General features: G+C 64.5%; 15 protein-coding genes and 3 pseudogenes. 10 read left to right on the top strand and 8 right to left on the bottom strand.

What is annotated here, in order from left to right; translation table 11 throughout:
- The first annotated feature begins 323 nt into the window (after positions 1-323).
- The 3 genes from ACFQV6_RS27015 (at position 324) to ACFQV6_RS27025 (ending at position 4,582) form a co-directional block, all read left to right on the top strand.
- The gene (locus ACFQV6_RS27015; protein ID WP_378030397.1) at positions 324-2,105 is read left to right on the top strand and encodes an asparagine synthetase B family protein; all 1,782 of its coding nucleotides are present in this window, start codon (positions 324-326) and stop codon (positions 2,103-2,105) included.
- 66 nt (positions 2,106-2,171) lie between these two features.
- On the top strand, positions 2,172-3,443 hold the full coding sequence (locus ACFQV6_RS27020) for a cytochrome P450 (RefSeq protein ID WP_378030398.1): 1,272 nt from the start codon (positions 2,172-2,174) through the stop codon (positions 3,441-3,443).
- A complete protein-coding gene (locus ACFQV6_RS27025; protein ID WP_378030399.1) occupies positions 3,440-4,582 on the top strand; it encodes a histidine decarboxylase in 1,143 nt (380 codons plus the stop codon). Before ACFQV6_RS27020 ends, ACFQV6_RS27025 begins: the two co-directional genes overlap by 4 nt.
- A 95-nt stretch (positions 4,583-4,677) precedes the next feature.
- Here the strand turns inward: ACFQV6_RS27025 and ACFQV6_RS27030 are convergent, their stop codons facing one another.
- On the bottom strand, positions 4,678-4,950 hold the full coding sequence (locus tag ACFQV6_RS27030; RefSeq protein WP_378030400.1) for a hypothetical protein: 273 nt from the start codon (positions 4,948-4,950) through the stop codon (positions 4,678-4,680).
- A gap of 279 nt (positions 4,951-5,229) precedes the next feature.
- Positions 5,230-6,024: a hypothetical protein gene (locus ACFQV6_RS27035; RefSeq protein ID WP_378030401.1), complete on the bottom strand. Its 795-nt coding sequence runs from the start codon at positions 6,022-6,024 to the stop codon at positions 5,230-5,232.
- Positions 6,025-7,047: 1,023 nt separating this feature from the next.
- On the opposite strand from ACFQV6_RS27035, the pseudogene ACFQV6_RS27040 reads away from it, so the two are divergent.
- The 4 genes and pseudogenes from ACFQV6_RS27040 to ACFQV6_RS27055 all read left to right on the top strand — a co-directional run.
- A pseudogene (locus ACFQV6_RS27040) lies at positions 7,048-7,284 on the top strand (transposase); the annotation flags it as partial.
- Positions 7,285-7,360: 76 nt separating this feature from the next.
- On the top strand, positions 7,361-8,875 hold the full coding sequence (locus ACFQV6_RS27045; protein ID WP_378030402.1) for an IS3 family transposase: 1,515 nt from the start codon (positions 7,361-7,363) through the stop codon (positions 8,873-8,875).
- A gap of 161 nt (positions 8,876-9,036) precedes the next feature.
- Complete coding sequence (locus tag ACFQV6_RS27050; protein ID WP_378030403.1) at positions 9,037-9,597, top strand: hypothetical protein; 561 nt, start codon at positions 9,037-9,039, stop codon at positions 9,595-9,597.
- Positions 9,598-9,723: 126 nt separating this feature from the next.
- The gene (locus tag ACFQV6_RS27055) at positions 9,724-10,149 is read left to right on the top strand and encodes a DUF6228 family protein (protein ID WP_378030404.1); all 426 of its coding nucleotides are present in this window, start codon (positions 9,724-9,726) and stop codon (positions 10,147-10,149) included.
- A gap of 83 nt (positions 10,150-10,232) precedes the next feature.
- Here the strand turns inward: ACFQV6_RS27055 and ACFQV6_RS27060 are convergent, their stop codons facing one another.
- Together ACFQV6_RS27060 and ltrA are read right to left on the bottom strand one after the other, a co-directional pair.
- A complete protein-coding gene (locus ACFQV6_RS27060; protein ID WP_378030405.1) occupies positions 10,233-10,574 on the bottom strand; it encodes a hypothetical protein in 342 nt (113 codons plus the stop codon).
- 176 nt (positions 10,575-10,750) lie between these two features.
- Positions 10,751-12,511 carry a group II intron reverse transcriptase/maturase gene (gene ltrA, locus ACFQV6_RS27065; protein WP_378030406.1) on the bottom strand — a complete coding sequence of 587 codons (1,761 nt, stop codon included), beginning with the start codon at positions 12,509-12,511 and terminating at the stop codon, positions 10,751-10,753.
- 745 nt (positions 12,512-13,256) lie between these two features.
- Here ltrA and ACFQV6_RS27070 point away from each other — a divergent pair.
- On the top strand, positions 13,257-13,709 hold the full coding sequence (locus tag ACFQV6_RS27070; RefSeq protein ID WP_378030437.1) for a hypothetical protein: 453 nt from the start codon (positions 13,257-13,259) through the stop codon (positions 13,707-13,709).
- Positions 13,710-14,008: 299 nt separating this feature from the next.
- Here ACFQV6_RS27070 and ACFQV6_RS27075 read toward each other — a convergent pair.
- From ACFQV6_RS27075 to ACFQV6_RS27090, 4 genes and pseudogenes are all read right to left on the bottom strand, one after another.
- Positions 14,009-14,347 (bottom strand): annotated as a pseudogene (locus tag ACFQV6_RS27075) (NUDIX domain-containing protein); the annotation flags it as partial.
- Positions 14,348-15,260: 913 nt separating this feature from the next.
- Positions 15,261-17,051, bottom strand: a complete 1,791-nt coding sequence (locus ACFQV6_RS27080) for a hypothetical protein (RefSeq protein WP_378030407.1) — start codon at positions 17,049-17,051, stop codon at positions 15,261-15,263.
- 147 nt (positions 17,052-17,198) lie between these two features.
- Positions 17,199-17,786, bottom strand: a complete 588-nt coding sequence (locus ACFQV6_RS27085; protein ID WP_378030408.1) for a hypothetical protein — start codon at positions 17,784-17,786, stop codon at positions 17,199-17,201.
- A gap of 887 nt (positions 17,787-18,673) precedes the next feature.
- A pseudogene (locus ACFQV6_RS27090) lies at positions 18,674-18,931 on the bottom strand (transposase); the annotation flags it as partial.
- A 258-nt stretch (positions 18,932-19,189) separates the two neighbouring features.
- Here ACFQV6_RS27090 and ACFQV6_RS27095 point away from each other — a divergent pair.
- Together ACFQV6_RS27095 and ACFQV6_RS27100 are read left to right on the top strand one after the other, a co-directional pair.
- Complete coding sequence (locus tag ACFQV6_RS27095; protein WP_378030409.1) at positions 19,190-19,780, top strand: DUF6082 family protein; 591 nt, start codon at positions 19,190-19,192, stop codon at positions 19,778-19,780.
- A gap of 435 nt (positions 19,781-20,215) precedes the next feature.
- The gene (locus ACFQV6_RS27100; RefSeq protein ID WP_378030410.1) at positions 20,216-20,557 is read left to right on the top strand and encodes an Lsr2 family protein; all 342 of its coding nucleotides are present in this window, start codon (positions 20,216-20,218) and stop codon (positions 20,555-20,557) included.
- Positions 20,558-20,940 lie beyond the last annotated feature (383 nt).

Below are 20,940 nucleotides of genomic sequence, written 5' to 3' on the forward strand. Positions count from 1 at the left end.
CGTTGAGCGCTTAAATCCACACGCCTCAGTTGCCTACGACGTATGTCACCGCACCGCTGACGGCTCCATCACCGTGATCTGCATGCAGCTCCGGCCAAGCGTGGGCAACGGCACAGTCATCAATAGTGCCCGCCGTCGTGCCCCCTACCGCCATCGACAACCTCCGCGAGGACAAGGCGTCACCCGCTGCGATGGCCGTGCGCCGGGTCACCGCATTGGCCAGCTTGGCACCGGGTCCCGGCCTCACCAGGTATCACCGAGCCGGCAGCGTTGTCAGACCTTCGGTAGCCCGCCCGCATCGGCAAAATGAGGAGACCACCACGATGGGCCTCACCGGCTGGACCGACACCTCCCGCGACCTGCGGAACGAACGATCTGTCATCGACTCCATCGCCGAAAGCCTGAGTGCGTCAGCGGGCACAGACGGTCTCACCCAGGTGTTTCGTCATGCGGCATTCGCACGCCGCGGCGCTGCGACCAGCTACGCCGACTGGCGACATCCCGAACGCCCGGACCCAGACCTGATGCTGATCATCGACGGGGCCCTGAGCAACCGGGACCGGATCGAGGAGCAGCTGTACCAACGTCCCCGGCCGCTGAGCAGCGACGCAGAGGTGCTGCTGCACGCCTACCGGCGGTGGGGCGCCGCCTTGGTCGACCGAATCGACGGCAACTATGCGATCGCTGTCTGGGACGAACAAGCACGGCAGCTGCTGCTGGTCCGTGACCCCCTCGGCGCGAAAACCCTCTACTGGACGCCTCGCCCGAACGCACTGCTGTTCGCCTCTCAAGCGACCGCCCTGCTGGCACACCCGGACGTCGACGCCCGCGTCGACGCGGAGGGCCTCAACGAGCTGCTCACGCTCGGCCCGGTCCGCACTCCTGGGCACGGCGTGGTCTGCGGCGTGCGTGAACTCCTGCCCGGGCAGCTACTGCGGGCGACCCCGGCCGGGATCCGGCTGCACCGATACTGGCAGCTCCAGGCCGAAGAGCACGGCCAAGACCTCGACGGCACCGTCCACCAGCTGCGGCAGGCTTACGCGGAGAAGACCACGGTCCTGCGCCAACGCCCACCCGGGGCGATCCTGCTGTCCGGCGGTATCGCCTCCGCAACCGCCGCAGCATTCACCACACCACTGAAAACCGACCGGCCCACCGCCTACACCCTCACCCTGGCCACACCCGGCACACCACCGCCCGGAACCGGCCCTGACCTCACCGCAGCCGCGCACACCGCCAGCCATCTACGACTCGGCTACCGGATCATCACGGTCGACGCCAGCCATCTCCTCGACGCAGCCCCCGCCGGCCGGCAGGCGCTCGACTTTCCCGGCCCGGCGAACCTGGACACGCCGTTGTTCGCGCTGCTCCGGCACACGGCCAGCCGAGGACACACCAGTGTCGTCTCCGGGGACGGCGCTGACGCCGTGTTCGGCGGCTACCGCTGGCTGCACGACCTCGAGTTCCTCGCCCACGACGAGTTCCCCTGGCGGCCGACTGGCCTGAACCCGACCGACCTGCTCAACGACGACGCCCGCTGGCACCTGATCCCTGGCGCCTACCGCAAACTACGGTTCGAACAAGCCATCGAAGACATTCCCCGGCTCGACGACGAAGACGTCGTCCGTGGCCGGCGCCGCATGATGAGCCACCTCGCGCTGACGCACTACCTGCCCCAGCTGCTGGTCCGCCTCGACCAGCTCGCCACCGCGGCCGGAGTCACCGTGCACACTCCGCACGCGGACTGGCTGATCGCCCAATACCTGTGGAACGTGCCGCACGCCATGCGGCACCTGCTCGGCATCCCCAACGGGCTGCTGCGCCACACCACGGCCGACCTACTCCCGGCCGAGGTGACCTGGCTGCCCAACCGCCCCTTCCCCGGCGCACACCTACTGCCCGCCTGGAACGAAAACCAGCGCGAACGCCTGCACGCAATCATCGCCGACCCGGCGGCGCCGCTGCACGACCTGCTGCACCGCGACCGGACCCGGCACCTGCTCGCGCAGCCCGCAACCGCACCGCTGCGGGACTGGCACACCACCACCGCCTACCTCACCGAGGTCAACGACTGGCTCGCCCGCCACCACGTCACCCTCACCTGACCCTGCGCCCAGCACCTTCCGGCCAACCGCACCCACGCCCCGCTCGTAAAGGAGAGCACCAGACCCATGCGACTTGACGCGTTCAGCAACACCTACAGCACTGACCCGGCCAAGACCTGGAAGAAGATCCTCGGCTTCCACGGCCGTCAGGTCAGCTACGACCCCGAACTTGATCTCTGGCTGATCGCCGGTAATGAAAACGTCCGCACCGCGCTGACCGACGCCACACGGTTCTCCAACCGGACAACCATGGCGCCGGTGCGGCCGCTGTCCCGCGAAGCCGCCGTCGTCTTCGCCCAACTCGACGTCCCCGACGTGCTGGCAGACGCCGACCGCGCACAACACACCCGCATCCGCGCCATCCTGCGTGCGGTCTTCCCCAACACCGGCGACAAGCTGGAAAAGGTGTGGGGTGCCCGGATCGCCGACCGCGTCGACCAAGTCGTCAACGACCTCGCCAGCCACGACCGCGCCGACCTGATGCGGAATGTCGCGGCCCGGCTCCCGCTGCTGGTCATCGCCGACATCCTGGGCATGGCCGCCGACGAGCTTGCGGCGAATTTTGACTCGGCGGACGGATCTGCTGCTCTGCTCTGGGGCGACCTTGACGCCGACGCGCAGCTCGGGGTCGTTGGCGGGCTCGTGCATCTCTGGGACGACTGCCGCAACACCGTCACCGCCAAGACCACAACACCAGGCGATGGGCTCATCGGCGATCTGCTGCGTTACCGCGGCGGCGACGACGCTCGCCTGACCTTGGAGGAGATCGCCGCCCTGGCATTCCATCTGACCGTCGCCGCCTGGGAAGCCACTGCAGGCACGCTCGGCCACGCCCTCGAATGCGCCCTGACCGATCGCAGCCGGTGGGCCCGCCTCGCCGACGACAATCACTACCTGGCCACCCACGTCGAGGAGTCCCTGCGGCACAGCCCCGCCATCGACGGCCGGCTGCGTGTCACCACCAGCGACGTCACCCTCGACAACGTCACCATCCCCGCCGGCAGCCAATGCCTGCTCCTCATCGGTACCGCGAACCATGACCCACGCGTGTTCGCCAACCCCGACCGGTTCGACCCCGACCGGGCCTGGCTCTCACAACACCTGACGTTCGGCGCCGGCCCCCACTCCTGCATCGGATCTGCACTGGCCCGCATCACCCTCACCACGACGCTGCGCGCTCTAGCCCGAAGCCTCCCGCAGCTGCGCCTCGCCGGCGACTACCAGCGCCGATTCCGGCCCAACCTGACACTGCGATCCCATCAAGCCCTACCCGTGATCACCAACGCCGCAGGTCGCTGCCCACTGAACCGCGAGGCAACGGCCGGGGAGCGGCCGTGATCACCGACCTGACCCCTATGCGCCGACGTCCAAAGCCCCGCCCGTCGGCCGATCCCACGCTGGCACCCCGCTACCAAGATCTACTCGACAGGATCACCGCGGCGTCACACACCAGCATCGGCTTCCCCGCCGGCCGGGGCATCGACTACCGGCCGCTCGCACCGCTGCTCGGCGCACTGCTCAACCACGTCGGAGACCCCTGGTCCAACGGCACCTACCCCAGCCACGCCAAGCACATCGAACGCGACGTCCTCACCTACTTCGCCCGCCTGTTCCGGGCCCCTGCCGACTGGAGCGGATACGTGACCAGCGGCGGCACCGAAGGCAACCACTACGGGCTGTGGCTCGGGCGAACTCGACTCCCCAACGCCATCGCCTACCACAGCTCTGCCGCCCACTACAGCGTGCCGAAAGCCGAACACCTGCTGAACCTGCCCAGCGTCACCGTCGCCACCACCCCCACCGGCAAAATTGACTACACCGACCTGCACCGACAAGCAACCCGCCACCGCAGCCGCCCAGCCATCGTGACCGCCACCATCGGCACCACGATGACTGAGGCCGTCGATGACCTTGCCCGCATCCACGAAACCCTCGACGCAGCCGGCATCCACCACCGCTACATTCACAGCGACGCCGCCCTCGCCGGCGTCCCCCTCGCCGTCACCCCGAAACGGCCAGCGTTCGACCTCGCCGACGGCGCCGACAGCATCAGCATCTCCGGCCACAAATTCTTCGGCACACCCCTGGTCTGCGGCGTGGTCCTCACCCGCCGCGGACCCGCAAACCTACCCGCGCCGATCCGCTACACAGGCGCTCCGGACACCACGATCAGCGGCTCCCGCAATGGACTCGGCGCCGTCATGCTCGCCCACGCCCTCGACGTCCTCGGACCATCAGGGATCTCCGCGCGCACCCAGCAAGCCAGGAACATTGCCGACTACGCATGCCAGCAGCTATCAGCCATCAACTGGCCGCACTGGCGACACCCCAACGCCTTCACAATCATGCTCCGCGAGCCGCCGCCCGACGTCCGCAACCGCTGGTATCTGCCGGCCGCCGACGGATGGAGCCACATCATCTGTATGCCCGGGGTCAACACCGGTCAGATCGACGCACTAGCCCGAGACCTCGCCTAGAAGAGGACGTCACGCGGCGACGTGGTGCCCAGCGTGACTGACCTTACGACCCCGTGCCGGCGGCGACTGAGCGTGTACCGGACTGCAGGCGAGATCTACCAGTCGTGCTTGTCCATGAAGTTGATATCGCCGCCGAGCACGGTGCGGTACATGGCTTCCTCATGCTCGTCGGCCGCATCATTGCGCGCCCGGTCTTGATCAGATTGACTCTGCCTGCGCCGCCGCTCGGCCTCGCTGATCGGTGTCGGTGTTCGCGCACCCGCTGGGGCCGATACTGCGCGTGCTTTATCCGCCTGACTCTGGCGTTGCCGACGTTCACGCTCGACGGCGGAGAGCGCCGCCCAGCGACCAAGCTGCTGTGCTGCCATAACCCCATAGTTGTGGCCGCGGTCGGCGGAGTCGAGCCTTCAAGCGTGTCAGCCACGGAGTGTTCGAAATTAGTCGCCCTGAACATCTACATGGCTGGTCACTGACTCGCGGCGTGAGCGCACTACCGGCGGCATGTGAGTACGACGCCCACCGAGACACGTCATGCTGCGCTGGTCAGCGCATCCGAGCGGATTTATCTGCGATTGTTCGCTGTGACCCCCGGTGGCCCGAAGCGACAGCCGCTCGTCAGCTAAACGCCGAAGGGCGTAAAACCGACATCATTTGGCGCCGCCTTTCGCGGACGGGCTCGCGCCAGGTGCCCTGGACACCGGAACAGCCATGTGAGCTTCGGCGAGTTGTATGAGTTCAGATTCTGGGGCGGTTCCTTCGACGAAGAAGAGCGCTGCGGTCAGGGAGCAGGTCGCTGAGACCGGTGGCGTTGCGAATCTGGGTGGTGACTGATCATCGCCCTGCAGAGGAAGCGTGTGGACTGTGGTTTCCTTATTGTTCCCCGGCGACCACGTCTCGCCGAGATTCGGACTCGATCGGTACACGTAGTGGCCGCACTTGGCGTTGACGCTCAGTACGGCAGTCCGGCCCTTCAAGCCCGTCGTGGAAACCGACACCTTTGCTTCACCGTTTGTAGGCTGCTCCCTGGAGGAGGCGTTCCCGCCAGGTACCTCCAGCTCCGGCGGATCCCAATTCGGCTCCGCTCCAGGGCCGACGGGAAGTACGTAGGCCTGCATGATCTGCACCTGGCCAGACAACTCCGTGCGCTCTGGAAAAACGCTACGAACCTTAACAACGATGTCCGGAGTAAACGCAATGATCGCGGCGATGCCGCCGAGCACAACGACCCACGGCTGCAGCTTATCGACCAGGCGTTTCGGTGGCTCCGCGCGCTTCGAAAGCTGTTCGGCGAGAATGTCTAGACGATACAGTAGCGGCGACAGCCCCGCCGCCGGATGCACCTGAGGTTTCCGTACCTCCCTTACTGTTCTTATACGCATGTACACCCGAGCGCCCTTGATGCGGCGCTGCCGTGACGTCCTCTGGCGGTCGCGACCGTCCATGCGCGCCCACGATACCGGCTGGTCGGCGGCATCGCTGTCGCCTACCTTGCACCTCAACAGCTCGTGAGCGGCCTACAGCACCTACGTGTCGGCCTATGGATCTTCCGAGATCGAGGCCTTCGCTTTGGTTTGTCGGCCCGACCCGAGCAAATTCAGGACCTTTGAATGTGCTGGCCGAAACGGCCGAATCTGACACAGGTTTTGGTCTGGTCCGATGCACTGAATTCGGCACGATCGCGTTTTGACACGTTGCTATGTTCCGGAGCTAGGCAATCCGCGTTGCTAACTGTGGGCTTTAGGAGTGTCCGTTGCCTCAGAGCTGGGGGACTCATCGGCGGGCGGTCCAATGGGATTGGCCCACTTCATGAACCTGACCCAGATGACGAAGAACCCGACCGAGCTGACCGTCACCCCGAACCAGCTAAATGACGGCCAGTAATACCAGATGTACCCTGCCGCCGCTATGGGAATGAGCAGTCCCGGGAGGATCGGACGGGGGGTCACATACCAGAGCTCCCCGGCGATCCATCGCGCGAGAGATGCGACGACGCACCACATCAATGCGATCGCCCACCAAGATCGATCATGCCTGTCTCGCTGGAACCTGTCGCTGATGCGCGCCCATGTTGTATCGCCCTCTTGGTCCAGGGCTTCCCACGCCCGAGCGACCCGGTCGCCTAACGTCGGTTTCCCGGATATGGACGGCGCCGGCGACTCGGACGCTGAGACGGCGGGCTTGGTTGAGCCGTCGATGGGTGCCGGGCGAGGGAAGTAGTAGGCGTAGACGCCCCACCCCAGAGCCACAATCGCGACGACGGTGCTGATCATGGTGGCGACGTCTGACCTTGGCCTCTGCCTCGACAAGGTGTTAACTCCACGGGCTCGGCGGTGATTTCTGCCCACCATATCGAACCTCATGTCACTCTGACGCTACGGTGAGTGCCTCTGGAAGCTCTCCCTGAAGTTCCACCATCGAGCCGGACACCTTGAAACCAGACAGTGGTCTGGGGGAAGGATGTCCTGGTGCCCCGCCCTTCGAAGTACTCCGAGGATTTCCGTCGGGACGCGGTCGAGCTCGTGCGGTCCACGGGCCGCACGCTGCGCGATGTCGGCCGTGAACTCGGTGTCAATCACGAGACCCTGCGCGGCTGGGTCAGCGCCGCGAAACGCTCCGACGAGCAGCAGCAGCGTGCCGGCCGCGGCGGCGCCGACGGCGGCGAGCTGAGCGGCGCCGAACGCGACGAGCTGCGCCGGTTGCGGCGCAAGGTGGCGGAGCTGGAACTGGAGAAGGAGATCCTCCGGAAAGCGGCCGCCTATTTTGCGAGGAGATGGGTCATTGACCGGCCGCTACCGGTTCATCTCCGAGCACGCCGACGTGTACGGCGTGACGCGGCTGCGCCGTGTTCTGGCGGTCAAGCGCAGGCAGGGCTACTACGAATGGCTGGCCGCCGCACCGGCGAGGCAGGCCCGGGAAGCCGACGACGAGCACCTCGCTGCCCTGATCCGGCAGATCCAGGCCGAGCACCGTGGCTACGGGTCGCCGCGGATCACCGCCGAGTTGCGCCGCCGTGGGCTGCGGGTCAACCGTAAACGCGTCGAGCGGGTGATGCGTGAGCGCGGCCTGGCCGGGATCACCCGCCGACGGCGCCGGTCACTGACCAAGCCCGACGCCAAGGCGGCGCCGGCGCCGGACCTGATCCGCCGCGACTTCACCGCCCCCGCGCCGGGTGTGCGGCTGGTCGGTGACATCACCTACCTGCCCACCGCCGAGGGCTGGCTGTACCTGGCGACCACGATCGACCTGTTCAATCGGGAGGTCGTCGGGCACGCCATGGCCACCCACATGCGTACTGAGCTGGTCAGCGACGCGGTCGAGCCGGCGCACCGGCGAGGCCTGGTCCGCTCGCAGGCGATCTTCCACTCCGACCGCGGCAGCCAGTACACATCGAAGGACTTCAGGGCCACGCTGACCCGGCTCGACATGCGGCCGTCGATGGGCCGGACCGGGTCGTGCTTCGACAACGCCGTCGCCGAGTCGTTCTTCGCCAGCCTCAAGGCCGAGATCGGCACCCGGGTTTTCGCCAGCCGTGCCGAGGCCCGCCGCGAGGTGTTCGCCTACATCAACTACTACAACAACAAAAGATTGCATTCCACCGCGAACTACCAAACACCACGCGAAGCGCGTGTCTGCTATCGTCCACCCATCGCCCTCTTCCGGAAACGCCGCGCGAGTTGCCGATCGCTCAGCGAGGATCGGCTCATGGGTTCCACGGCCGATGACTACGGTTGGCTCTTCGAGGCTGACAACGGCGGGCACCTCGCCGACAACTACTGCGCGACACTGGTCTGCCGGCTAGAGCCACGCGAGGTGGTACGCCGCATCGGCGCCACGATCGTCCAAGAGGCAACCTTTCATCAGGTCACGACACTGGAAGACCTCGACATGGAGGCGGACGAGTCCTACCTCGCAATCGCCGACGTCGGTGGCAACGTGCTGGTCCTGGAGGCGTTCAGCGGTGTGGCATTCGAACGCCGTGAGGTGCTGTCACGTGACGCTGCTGTCGCCTCCCACTTCATGACCGTGAACCGCGATACCGGATTCGCCTATGTCCTGGACGGAGTCACCCTCCTGAGTTTCGAGCCGTTCTACGGAGACTTCCGAGATGTCTCGGATCCCGAACTTGCTACAGCGATGCAGGAAGCCGGCTTCCTCGGCACGCAGGACGACAGGCCCACAGAGCGTTACGCCGAGGCAGCCTTCGCCCTCGCAGATCGCCTGATCGGTGCCGGACTCAACCGACAAACGATAGAGCGCTCAACCTACCTCTACGCAAGCGTTCCCGAGCGTTAGCAACGGCCAGAAGGCGCACGACCCCCGATCACCGCCGACCGCCGAATCGCCGCAGCCCGTGACAACTAGGTAGCGATCCCGCGCTCGATCAGCGGCAGAAGAGCGCACAAAGCGCCGCCGAGATCCGCACCGGCCAAGGAAGCTCTTGAAAGACTGACTGCATGGCCTACGAGCGCGGTCGACAATCGCGGCAGACATCGACCTTCATGCTTCCCAACGACGTGCAGGCATTCGACGACCTGCTCGGCCCGCAGATCAAAGGGCTTGCCTGCTGGACGACCGAGACACTCACACCGGAAGGGCCAGTGGCAACGCATCGGTCGCTCAGCAAAGCACTCGGCGACCACTCACAGGCATTCCTCCGGCTCACGGAAGACGACATTCCGACCGGCCCACGACTGCAGTACCTACCGACTGACATGGCTGACGGTTCTTGGTCGGGGCCGCGGGTAGACCCCGAGACAATCGATGCCTTCATCCGAGCCGGCAGACTCGCATACCTGTGGTTCCCCGACGATGAGCCAGACGCGATCCGCACCAACTTCATCAACCTGGTGAAGGTCGCATGGAGAGCGCTCCATGGCGTGACCACGGCACATCTCGTCCGAGCAGACGGCAAACCCGCTCGGTCAACACGGATCGGCCCAGCGGCTAAGCAGTGGGTCTTGGAGCACCCAGGCCAGCAGTTAACGGCTTGGAACACTCCCCTACGGCTGCGGTAGCAGAGACATCAGTACCGCTGAAACTGAAGGTCACGCGCTGCTCGCGGCTATGAGAGTGAGCCGCCTATGCTGCCGAGCTAACTCAATTCTGTCGCGGCCCGAAGCAGCAACTGTCATCCTGCTCCCGTGTACAGAGCACTCGACGACGGCATCGAAATCGCGGCCGATGATGGGCAGGCCCGGGTCCGCCTGCTGGCCCCTGAGCGGCCCTTCGCGGACGAGTTCGTTGACTTCCGTGTCGAAGTGCAGGATAACGGACTGCAGGCCGCGACCGGGGTACGCACCATCAAGGGCGACGGCCTCGCGTCCTGGGCCAAGTTGCTGGCCGACTCGTACGCCGGCTGGGATGGTGAGCAATCGTGGGAGTCACTTGAACGAGATGCTCGTATCCACGCGTGGCACGACCGGCGCGGACACGTCACGCTCAGGTTCGTGATTCGTGGCCCGCGCGCATACGACAAGGCCGCATGGGAAGCCTCCGTCAGCGTCAACCTCGACGCCGGGGAGGACATGAGAGGCCTCGCCCAGGACATCGCAGTATTCCTCGGGTAGTGGTTCTCTCAAGTTCCTTCGCATGCGCGTGGACAGCGGCAGGTAAGTGCGGGAGAACTGGTAATGCCGGCCGCTGGAGAGATTCAGTCGCCAACCAGCCGCAGGGCCAGGCCTCGGTCGTCGCGGCATCGTTCCGCAAGGCTGCGCACGGCCTCGATCAGCTGGTGTTCGCCGTCATCGACAGCCGCGGCGGGCATCTGTTCCAGCTCGCTCAGAAACTGCGGCATCTCGTCCGAGGAGAGTTCCAGAGTTCCGTACAGGTCGATACGGTCAAGCATCGGGGTCGACCCGCGGTGTTGCGCGCGTTCGACAGCCTCCGCGAACCGGAAACGCGTGTCACCGACCACGGCCAGCTCGATGGTCCGGCGTCGCCGAGGGCCGGTGTCTTGCTGCTCAAACGCAAAAAGTTCCCCATCAAGGCCCACGCCAGCAGGCTACCGCTACACCTCGCATTCTCATTCTTCACCGACATGGCCCCACGTCGCCAACCGACCGCCCCAAGCTGCACGCTGTCGGGCCGGGTAGCGACGGCGCATTGCTGCGCCGCCGCCCCCTCAGAACCGGACGTGCACGATTTCCATGCATCCGGCTCAAGCAAGCCTTATGGCGTGCTGGCGTGCAGTTTGCTGGTCTGCCTTTTGCCGGTTGCCCGGCGGTGGCAGTGGGTGTGGAGCAGACGGAGTCGCGGATCGTGGAGGCTGCCGTCCTGGCGTAGGCTGATGGCGTTGTGGTCCATCGCTTTCCGCAGGCCGCCGTACCACTGTTCCCATTCTTTCGGGGTTTGTGGCGGGCGGTCGGCGTGCAGGAGGAGTTGCCCGCAGTAGGTGCACCGACCCTGCTGGCTGTCGAGCAGCCGTTGGGTGGTGCGATCGACCGGGGGTTGCATCCTTGGGCGTCGCCGTCGGGTGTTCCAGTAGTCGGCCAGTGCCGCGTCATCGGGCGATGCGGTGCCGGGGACCAGCTGGTGCCGCACGATCCTGGTCCAGGTGAATTTCTGCAGGTAGGCGCCGCTGTCACGGTCACCGAAGACCCACCGGTCTCGCCTGGACTTGTTGAACATGCCGAAGTAGCGGGCGACGACCCAGCTCGTCGGCTTGTTCGGGTGGCTGTGTCTGGCCCATTTATAGACCAGTTTCCACAGGTAATGATCCAGCGCGTTGAAGATCTCGCTGGCCACCACCGTCCGGTAGTAGGCCGCCCAGCCCCGGATGATCGGGTTGAGCCGGGCGATCACCGCAGCGGCGTTGCTGCCGCGCAGTGCCCGCACCTCGGTGCGCAGCCGTTGCCGGATCCGTCTGACCGCCGTCTTGCTCGGCTTGATCAACAGCAGGCCGTGATAACGGCGGACATTGAACCCGAGGAAGTCGAAACCCTCGTCGAGGCCGACCACACGGGTCTTTTCCTCGTTGAAGGCCAGTCCTCTCGGTGTCAGCCATGCGGCCAGCCGGGCCTTGACCTGTATCGCCTCGTCCCTGGTGCGGCACAAGGCGACGAAATCATCGGCGTATCTGATCAATACCGGGCTGCCCGGGACACTGACCGCACCGTCGTTTCCGAAGGTGCGGTAGCGGACCCCGGCGGCGTGTTCCATCCCGTGCAGCGCAACGTTCAACAACAACGGACTGACCACCCCGCCCTGCGGAGTTCCCTCCTCGGTCGGGGTGAACCGGCCCTGCTCAACCACCCCGGCAGTCAGCCAATCCTCGGCCTGTTCCCTGGCCGGGAACCCGCCGAGCTGACCAAGTAGATGGCGGTGGTCGATGCGGTCGAACGCCGCTTTCAGGTCCGCGTCCAGCACCCACCGCCGGGCCGGATTCGCGCCCTTGACGGTGCTGAAGATGGCTTGGACCGCGTCCTGACAGCTGCGTCCGGGCCGAAACCCATACGATCTCGGCTCGAACCGGGCTTCCCATTCCGGCTCCAGCGCGGTCGCCACCCGGGCCTGCAGGACCCGGTCGACGATCACAGGAATGCCGAGCGGCCGGCGTCGGCCGTCCGCTTTCGGGATATACACCCGTTTGACCGGCCGGGCTTGCCAGGGCTGCTGCCGACGCTGGACAGCTTCCGCCAGCGCGGCTTTGTCCTGGCCGTCGAGGACGATCCTGCCGTCCACACCCGCCGTCAAACGCCCAGCGTTGATCTCCGTGACCCGCCGCACCGCCAGCAGCGTGTTCGACCGGGACCGGAGCATCAACTTCTGCAGATTCCGGACCCGCTTGTGGTCTCGGGCCTGCGACGCCGTGAAGATCCTCTGACGCAGACGCCGTACGTGATCCTCACAGGCACGCCAATCGATCGCGTGCCAGTCCAGGACGTCCTCCGGTCCGTTCACCGCCACGGCCGCAGCCGCGCCGGTGTCCAACTTGCCCTTCGGTTCCAGCCTCGTCGTCATCATCTCTTTCACGGGCTCACCTGACCCGCGTCAGCCCGCTTTCGCGGCCGGGCACCCAGGCCCGGTATCCGGCCAGTTATCCGACAACCTGCTGGTAGAAGAGACCAGCACACGGCTTTCGGTTTTCCTGCTGCCTTTCGGCCACCGGCATTCGCTTCTCGGGTCATCCTGTTCCCGCCGAGGGATTGGGCCTTCCTCACGGTCGGCTTACCGCCCACCAGCAGTGGGCGGACCCCGTCGGGGTTTCCACGTTCCACACTCACGAGTTACGACCGGGGTGGGCGCCCTCTCTACTCCGGGGACCAGCGGTGCTCTCCTGACCGAATGCCGTGCCCGGCCAGCGCCTGCCGCCTCTCGGGCGGCCTGTCCCAACACCCCGCCCGAACATCCCATCGCGCGGAGCCACTATTCACGGAGCATCAACGAAGGTTCACGCAATTCACCCGTCCGGTCTGCCCCTCACCCGTGACCTCCACGATGGGATGGAGATCCTTCGGCTTTCCCCCGGGCTTCGCACCCCGCCGTTACCAGCGACGCACGCCAAGGAAGGGGCCAGGCAACGAGCACGCGCCCGGGACTACACCACCGACATCACGCCGGTCCTCCTAACTGCGAATCCACTCGCAAAGTGCGACCTCGTGTCGCAACGGCAGTTGAGTACGCCTCCCACAAGCGAACCGGCTCGTCAGATGCCATCGTCTCCTAGCATGTGACCATGAGGCGTGTAGTCGCCCGGCCGCGTGTCCAGATCTTTGTGCTGGTCGCGATTTTTCTGATGTTTGGACTTATCGGCGGAATGTATTTAACCGCGGGTGATCTACTTGCTGGCGATAATCTGTTCGGCACCATTCTGGGGTGTCTCCTCGTTCCTGGCGCCATACTGGGTGTTTGGCGGGCGCTACGAGTCGGCATCGTAATAGACGAGGTTGGCATCCGCATTCGCAATCTCGACAGCCGCGACCGTGTTATACCATGGGCCAGGATTGAATCGATCGAATGCGAGCAGATCGGAATGCGAGGCGTTCTGCCACTCTTCGCGCCAGTCATCCGTCCATGCGACGACGCCGACGGATTCGTCGTCCGGCCACTGGGGTCGTACGTGCGAGCACACGCCGAGCGTAGGACCGAAAGACTGCGTACGTTCATGGCCGGTGGTACGGGTTCATGACCCTCGTCTGGTGAGCAATCAGAGGCGGACTGTTTGTACGTGACAGCATTCCGTTCGGTGGCGACGGCCAACGCACGCCCGAAACGCGGCAGTTCAGTACGTTCGCCGGCCCGGTCCGTTCGCCGGTGTGCCGTCACGTTGAGGGCGGCCGAGTGCGGATGGCGTTCACCGGGCTTGGCGAACCACGCTGGAGCGTCGGCGGTAAGCGTCGTGTCGATCCGAAGCCGGGATAGCGGGTCGAGTTCCGGCAAGGCATCCGGCTCGAACCAGGCGACTTCGGTGGATTCGTCGTCGTTCACTCGCGGGTCCGCGCTGACCGCGTGGCAGCGGAACCATACGTTGAGGTACTCGCAGACGTCACCGTTCGGGTAGATGGCCCGGTTCAAAGCGACGCCGCCGATCCGGTCAATCTCGGCGAGCACGCCCGTCTCCTCGTAGATCTCCCGAATGACAGCATCGGCTGGCTGTTCGCCGGGGTCGATGGCGCCGGCCGGAAGTCCCCAGGATCCATCGTCGCTGCGGCGGCCGAGCAGGATTTGCCCGCGGTCGTTGCGGACGACGGCACTGACTCCGGGCAGCATCAGCAAATCGTGGCCGACACGAGCACGAAGGCCGGCGATGTAGGGCGAAATCGGCATGCGGCCGGCAGTAGTGATCACGATCCACCAGGTGGCGCACGCGGACGGCGGCAGGAAGGTACGTTGTCGGACCTGCGCTGGCGGCGGCGGGAGATCATCACAGCGTTCCTCAACCAGTACGCCATCTGCTCTATTGGCTCACCGCGGCTTGGTCCGCTAGCCCAGAGCCGGCCTTCCTGGAGCTTCGCTCTGCTGACCGATGGCTGATCCGCTGGCGTTGGGTCTGGGAGAAGCTGGTCCTTGGGTCCTGGCGTCCGTAGCTAGCTGTGCGCCCAGTAAGTCGGCATCTGGATGACCTACGTGATGCGCCCGTCCGGCTGGAAGGCCAGCAGGTGGAGGAGTGCGGCTCCCACCTGGACTGGGAGGTGATGGACAGCTGCGCCGTGCGCTCAAGGTGATCCAGACGCACGAGCGCACTGCCATCTCTGAGCTGCGGTTGAGGCGGCTTGAACTGGGCAAACGCGGCTATCCATAGGACCGGCTCTATCCACAAGTCGCCGATGTGTCGGGGTTACTGAAAACGAACGGCCGAATACAGTGCCGCACGTGACAGGAGTTGAGTTGGTGGCGCAGATCGCCGCTGGTGGATTCGCCAGTGCTGGACTTTGGCTTGCGTTCCGAGAGATCGCTAAGCAGCTCGGAGAGACCGCTCGTGAACGCCTCCGCCAGCAAGGCGAGACCGCTCGGATGGGGATCAAGCACACGATGCCTCTACCGGAGAGGGAGAGCCAGCCGCAGGAGGAGCAACGTCCTCCAGAGGCTGCATGATCGACCTGTTCGCTGGTTATGGCACCATGAGGCCAGGCCTTTGGGGCTCATGGTTGCGGGACCCCCGTGTCAGGCGTTTTAAGGTCCCGGCGCGCATACTCGGCGGCAGAAGAGCGTTTGCGCGAAATGAAGTGCGGTTGCGTGTCTACCCCTCCTCCGTCAGCTTCCACCCGGTAAGGAACAGTAAAAGCTCGCCGACCGAGCTGACCCGCCGCAACGATCCGGTCGTGAATCCAGTCGTTTCCCCAGGCAGCAGATATGGCGTGAACGGCAGCACGACCACACCGGCGATACTCACGGTGTCGTCGACCTGAACTGGAAGCTGCTCACGGTGGCCGTCGATGACGGCAATCCGGTTCGCCCACGACGACCAAGCTTTCTCCGCTTTCTCCCGCAACGATTTGACCGCGGAGTATTCACCTACCTCGAGACGGTCGTTGCTCTTGTAGGACTTGCAGTCGATGAGTAGTAGCACTCCGTCGTGGTAGGCGACCGCGTCGACGTCGGTGATTACCGTTCCGTCGACCCTGATGTTGCGTCGGATCAGTGGCCGGTACTGCTCCGGCGGCCGCCACAGACTCATGTCGATAAGTGCTTGCACTTCATCTTCGAACGCACCAGACCACACGTTCGCGGCGTCACCGTCTGCGGGCCGGTTGAATCCGGCGGTCAACGCGGTGGAGGCCATCGCCCCGTTGAGGATCAGGTGCCGGCGGCCGACCGGCCGGATCAGCCCAGCACTGGTCAGCAACTCGACCGCCTCGTCGGCACCGCCGCCCAGCCACCCGTCGCCGAGCACAGGATGGCCGACGGCAGCTTTTCTAAATGCGCGAGTGAATTCCTGTCGTGTCCGGACCGCGTAACCGAACCTTGACCAGGCACGGCGGGAAAACCGGCGGACTGCGTTGCGGGCCATGACCAGCTCGTTGTACGCCTTGAGGAACACAGCGACCGCTTGCACCTTGTCCGTCAGACCAAGACTGCCGGGAAGGAACGCCGCCGGAACCACCTGCTTCAGATCGGCAACCATCGGGACAACCGGATCCCAGTCGCGCAGCGCCTGACGTAGTAGCGGGCCGCGTATCGTGTCCTGCGCAATCAATGAACCCCATACGATTATCGGCCAGTCTGCAGTCAGCGGTGCCAGCGACGACCCGTACGCGCCGAGGGCCGCGGCGGGGCCGTGGTAGCCGGCGGCGGCGCGTTCGTCGAACAGGTCGATTGCATGCGCGACGTCGGTGTCCGGGTCAAACATGCCGACGAACAGCACCTCATGGTTGAGAGCAACCTGCTGGCCCTTACCGACGCGGCGTTTGGCGATCTCGACATTGGCCAGGACCAATCCGAGATAGATCAGCTGGTCCAGATCGGTCATCACCGACGGTGGCACCCGCCACGGGGCGGTCAGGAAGCCCATCAGCGTGCTGCGCCGCGGTGATGTGAGCGCGACCGCAGCGATCTCTGGCAGGGCAATCTTGGCGGCGTTGTCCAGCCAGGAGATCATCACCGGCTGAGCCCGCACAAGCAGCGCGTACCAGAATGCGGGATCGCGCCGATCAGCGACCGTCCGCATCATTGTCCTGACCTCCTCGGCCAACGCGCCCAGCACATTCCAGCCGTGCTGTTCGCCGACGAACTGTCGGTGCCCCGCGCCCAGTTGGGTAGCGGCCGCACTGATGTGTGGGCCGAACGACCAGCCAGAGCGCAGCTGGAAGCCCTCGCCCTGGCCGCCGAGGAACCCTTCGACCAAGGCGGTCGCCAGATCGGTGCGGTGGCGAGGCTTGAGGGCCTGAGTGAAGCCCTCTAACAGGTGAGGGCCGATCGCTGCACCGGGTGGCGGATCGGCGCTGCCCGCGTCAGGTTGGCTACCGGATATCGGCGGATCCCAGTAGAGAATGAGGTGCGGCCGGCTACGCCGGGCCCGCGGCTTACGCATGCACGCAAGCCTATCGGTCGGCCAGTCTGCGCAGGACGGCCGATCAGGTTACCAACGTGCTGGTGCTTCGCCGAGCGGCAGATCAGTGCGCCGGCCAGCGATATGAACGGCCAAACATGCCGGACCAATGAGACATTGACGTCACACCTATGCGTTCGCGCCTGGATCGCTTGCTGATGGCTGATCTGGCGATGGCGGCGATTCTATAGATATTGCTCGCGCACTCATTCTATCAAGAGCCTGGGAGTCTTCATTCCTAAGAGATTGAAATAGATCCAGCGCTTGCGTAGGCTGACGACCCGCCTTCACCTCTCTGACCGCGAATTCCACAAGGTCCGCCTTGGCATTCAATATTCTAGCTTGCGCTCCTGCGGCGCTCGCCTCAGCCTCCCTTATTCGCTTATCCTCTCCCCAGTCGCGGGCTAGGCGGAGAACCCTAAGAACTCCGTAGAAGAAGACCCCGACGACGGTAGCCGTCAGGGCGATATCAAGTGGATTCGAGTACCGGACGCTCACTGTTTGAATTGGGCTCCCGAGGGATTCGAGTGCCCTGACCTCGACCAGCTCGGATATTACATCGTCTACAAGCCACGGAACGAGAGCGGGTTGCCCCGGAATCCAAAGTCGAGAACTCTGAGATAAGCGCTCTCCAGGGAGCGACTCTGCCAGAAGAACACCACTCTGCGCCGCGATAGAGAACAGCGACTCTGGCCCTTCCTCCTCTAGATCTCGCATGAGCTTAGATCGCGCCTCGGATCGAGCAATTGGCAGGGCCCAGCGCTCTCCGATGGACACAAGGGTTCCGAGGTCTTGAAGAATTAAGGCGAGTTCGTCTAGACCTGCGCCGCTGCCAATGTCCAGTCGTATCGTTACCTCAGCGGATGTAGGGCCCTGAGGCTCCCGAATTGCGGGTGGAGGAGTTGGTGCACTAGGCATGCCGCCATTCAAGCACAAGTGATCGCGACTTGAGCTGCAAATGGAAGAATTCGAGCCGCTCCCAGGTAGACCGAGATGATGTAGTGAAAGTAGCCTGTTTCGAGGTTTCGGAACGAGCGTTAGCAGTGCACTCTCCTCGGCATGAGCGCACCCATCTGAGACTGAGCCCGAATTGGCGCAGCGTAATCAACGCGTGGGAATGGCAGAAGACTCCAACGCGATCGCGGAGCTACTCTTCCCGCTGCCTCTCCAGTGCAATGCTTGCCTTTTTTGCACAAGCATCACAGGCACTCCTTTCTCTTGCTCGAGAGGTCCCATGCCCAGTTTTATGCGAATACGAAATGATGTGTGAAGCAGCCCGGTCATGGTGATGTGAACACATATCACTCGTTGCAACCGACTTAACGGAGATGATGTACGTGGCCATACTGCGATAGTAATAGCAGTCACGCGCCTTCAAAGTCCGACAACCGGATAAACCTGATCCAGGGCAAGCCTTGCTGGGAGGTTCTACGGTGCGGGCTGCGTACTCACATCGGCAGATGAGTGACTTTGAGACATGTGTCCAGCATCGCGCCCTGGTCAGGACCCGTTCCAAGCCGCTCGGTCTTCCCGGTACTCCGCTGGCGCGCAGGCCGTCCCGGGTCTCGCCCGTTGGGCCCTGACAGACAGAAGCAGATACGGCTCAGTATTCGATGGACCTGGTCGAACACTCCCGCCTCGGTCCAGCGCTGCAGCCGCCGCCAGCAGGTCATCCCGGAGCCGAACCCGAGTTCCTGCGGCAGGTCTTCCCAGCCGATGCCGGTATGCAGCACAAACAGGATGCTCTGCAAGCACAGCCGGTCCGGGATCGGCCGTGGCCCCGGCGCTTTCGCCGGCCACGGCGGCAGCACCGGCTCGATCAGCTTCCATAACTCGTCATCGACGATCCACGCCTTGCTCACGACGACCGAACGAGACTGATCTTCACCTCGCAACGCTGATTAACATCGATTCGCCAGATCGTGTTAGGAGCTCTAAGGCATAGATACACGTCTTGACGAGCGGCGGCAGCATGGTGGCATGAGTGGCTGGCGCACTAAACCACGATCAACAACGTTGCGAGTCGTCGCTGGAACCATGACGGCAATTGTCGGCCTGCTTGGGCTAGTCGTCCTCTCCCGCTGGGCCTGGCGCTCATAGCCGACGCCAGAACGGACTGGGTGACACCAGCCAACATCGGCCAGGCGTATGGCGGTATCGCTGCCGTCCTGGCCGGCCTTGCGCTCTGTGGCGTAGTCATCTCGATCGCCATTCAGCGGCGGCAACTCGCCGTCCAGCTCAACCTGGCGCTTCGTGAACGCCAATCCGACTTAACTCGCATGCTGCTCGAGCACCCAGAGGCGACCGCCAACCTCCTAAGGGCAAGCGTCAGCACCGAGAGGGCCCTACTGAACCTGCACATAGCCCAGTACTGGTTGGCGTACGACACCGACGCACAAGATCCCGATTCCATGAGAACCGAACTAAGGATGCTATTCCAAACCGAGACAGCCCGGCAGTGGTGGGCCGACGGCGGGCACCATTGGCGAGCCGTCATGTCCAAGAAGTCGAGGGCGTTCGCCCAGCTTGTCGATGAAGTCGTCGCGCTCGCCCAAGACTGGGGTAAGAAGCACGGCACTGGTCGCGACGGCACCCGCCCGTGGACTCTCCCGAGGACCCAGCGGCGAGGCAACACGACGGCACCTTTGGCGGTTGGCGCAGGCATCGCCTTCGGAGCCGGAATTCTGTGGCTGGCGAGAAGAAAACGATGAGGTCCCGGCCAGGCGATCCGCCACGGCCGCTCTCATAAGTGCTGCATGCTCCACTGACATGCGGTCCATGATGTCGATGTCGTCCGCTGCGCGCATTCGGATCGCGGCATCCGCTCATCAGATCAGATGCAATATGGGTACGCCAACGAGGCATAACGCCTCGCTGTTGGCCAGCGCGCATCGCGCCAGAAAAGCGCCTTAACGCATATCTGCTCACAGTCCGGCCGAGGCAGGCCTGGCCTCCGGTTAGGAAAGGCCGGTTCGAGCCTGGCGGGCGGTACGTTTCCCGTGACGGCACAAGTTTCCGCTGGAACGATTCCGGTGTACCGTTAGACTAGTACGCCGCTTGTACTATATAGCGGCGCATCGACTAGATTGATCGCGGCGCAGCATTTGCCGCGTCCCTTCACATAACTGCGAGGAGATGGACGGACTATGGCTAAGCAAGTGATCACCGTACTCACTGATGACCTGGACGGCGGCGATGCGGACCGCACGGTCGAGTTCGGGCTCGACGGTGTGAGCTACAGCATCGATCTGTCCGAGAAGAACGCCGGAAAGCTCCGCAACGCACTCGACCCCTATCTTGCGGTCGCCTCCCGCATCGGTCGCACCAGCACAAACGGGCGCATCGGTTCCCGTGCCGCAGTGCCGAGCCGGTCGAGTCGCGAGCAGAATCAGGCTATCCGCGAGTGGGCCGTCAAGAACGGCCACGACGTGTCCGAGCGCGGACGCATCCCCGCTGCGGTCGTTGAGGCGTTCCACACGCAGCGCTGACAGGCGAACGGCAAGCCTCCGCCGGTGTCGCGTCCCTGCCTCGACTGCGCAAGGGCACAACACCGGCTTCAGTGACCCAGAATGTCCAACGAGTGAGCGCCAACAGCACCGGACCAGATCGTTTGATGGGCGTATTATCCGGATCGAACCGTCAAAGGCCGACCTGTCTCGTGACAGTCGAAGTGCCGAGTGGAGCCTGCATTATGACCCGTAAAGGCCCCGAATTGCCCCCGGAGTGGGTCAGCGCCGTCCACCTCGCAGCACGGCATGCCGCTCAACAAGAAGGCAGTGCGTGCCCGCCGGATGTGGCTGACCGGATCGCTGATGCAGCACTCACAGCGCTACTCGCTGAGGCCGAGGTTATCGAACAGGTCCGGGATCGG

It is taken from the genome of Actinoplanes sp. GCM10030250, assembly GCF_042666575.1.
Taxonomy (GTDB): Bacteria; Actinomycetota; Actinomycetes; order Mycobacteriales; family Micromonosporaceae; genus Actinoplanes.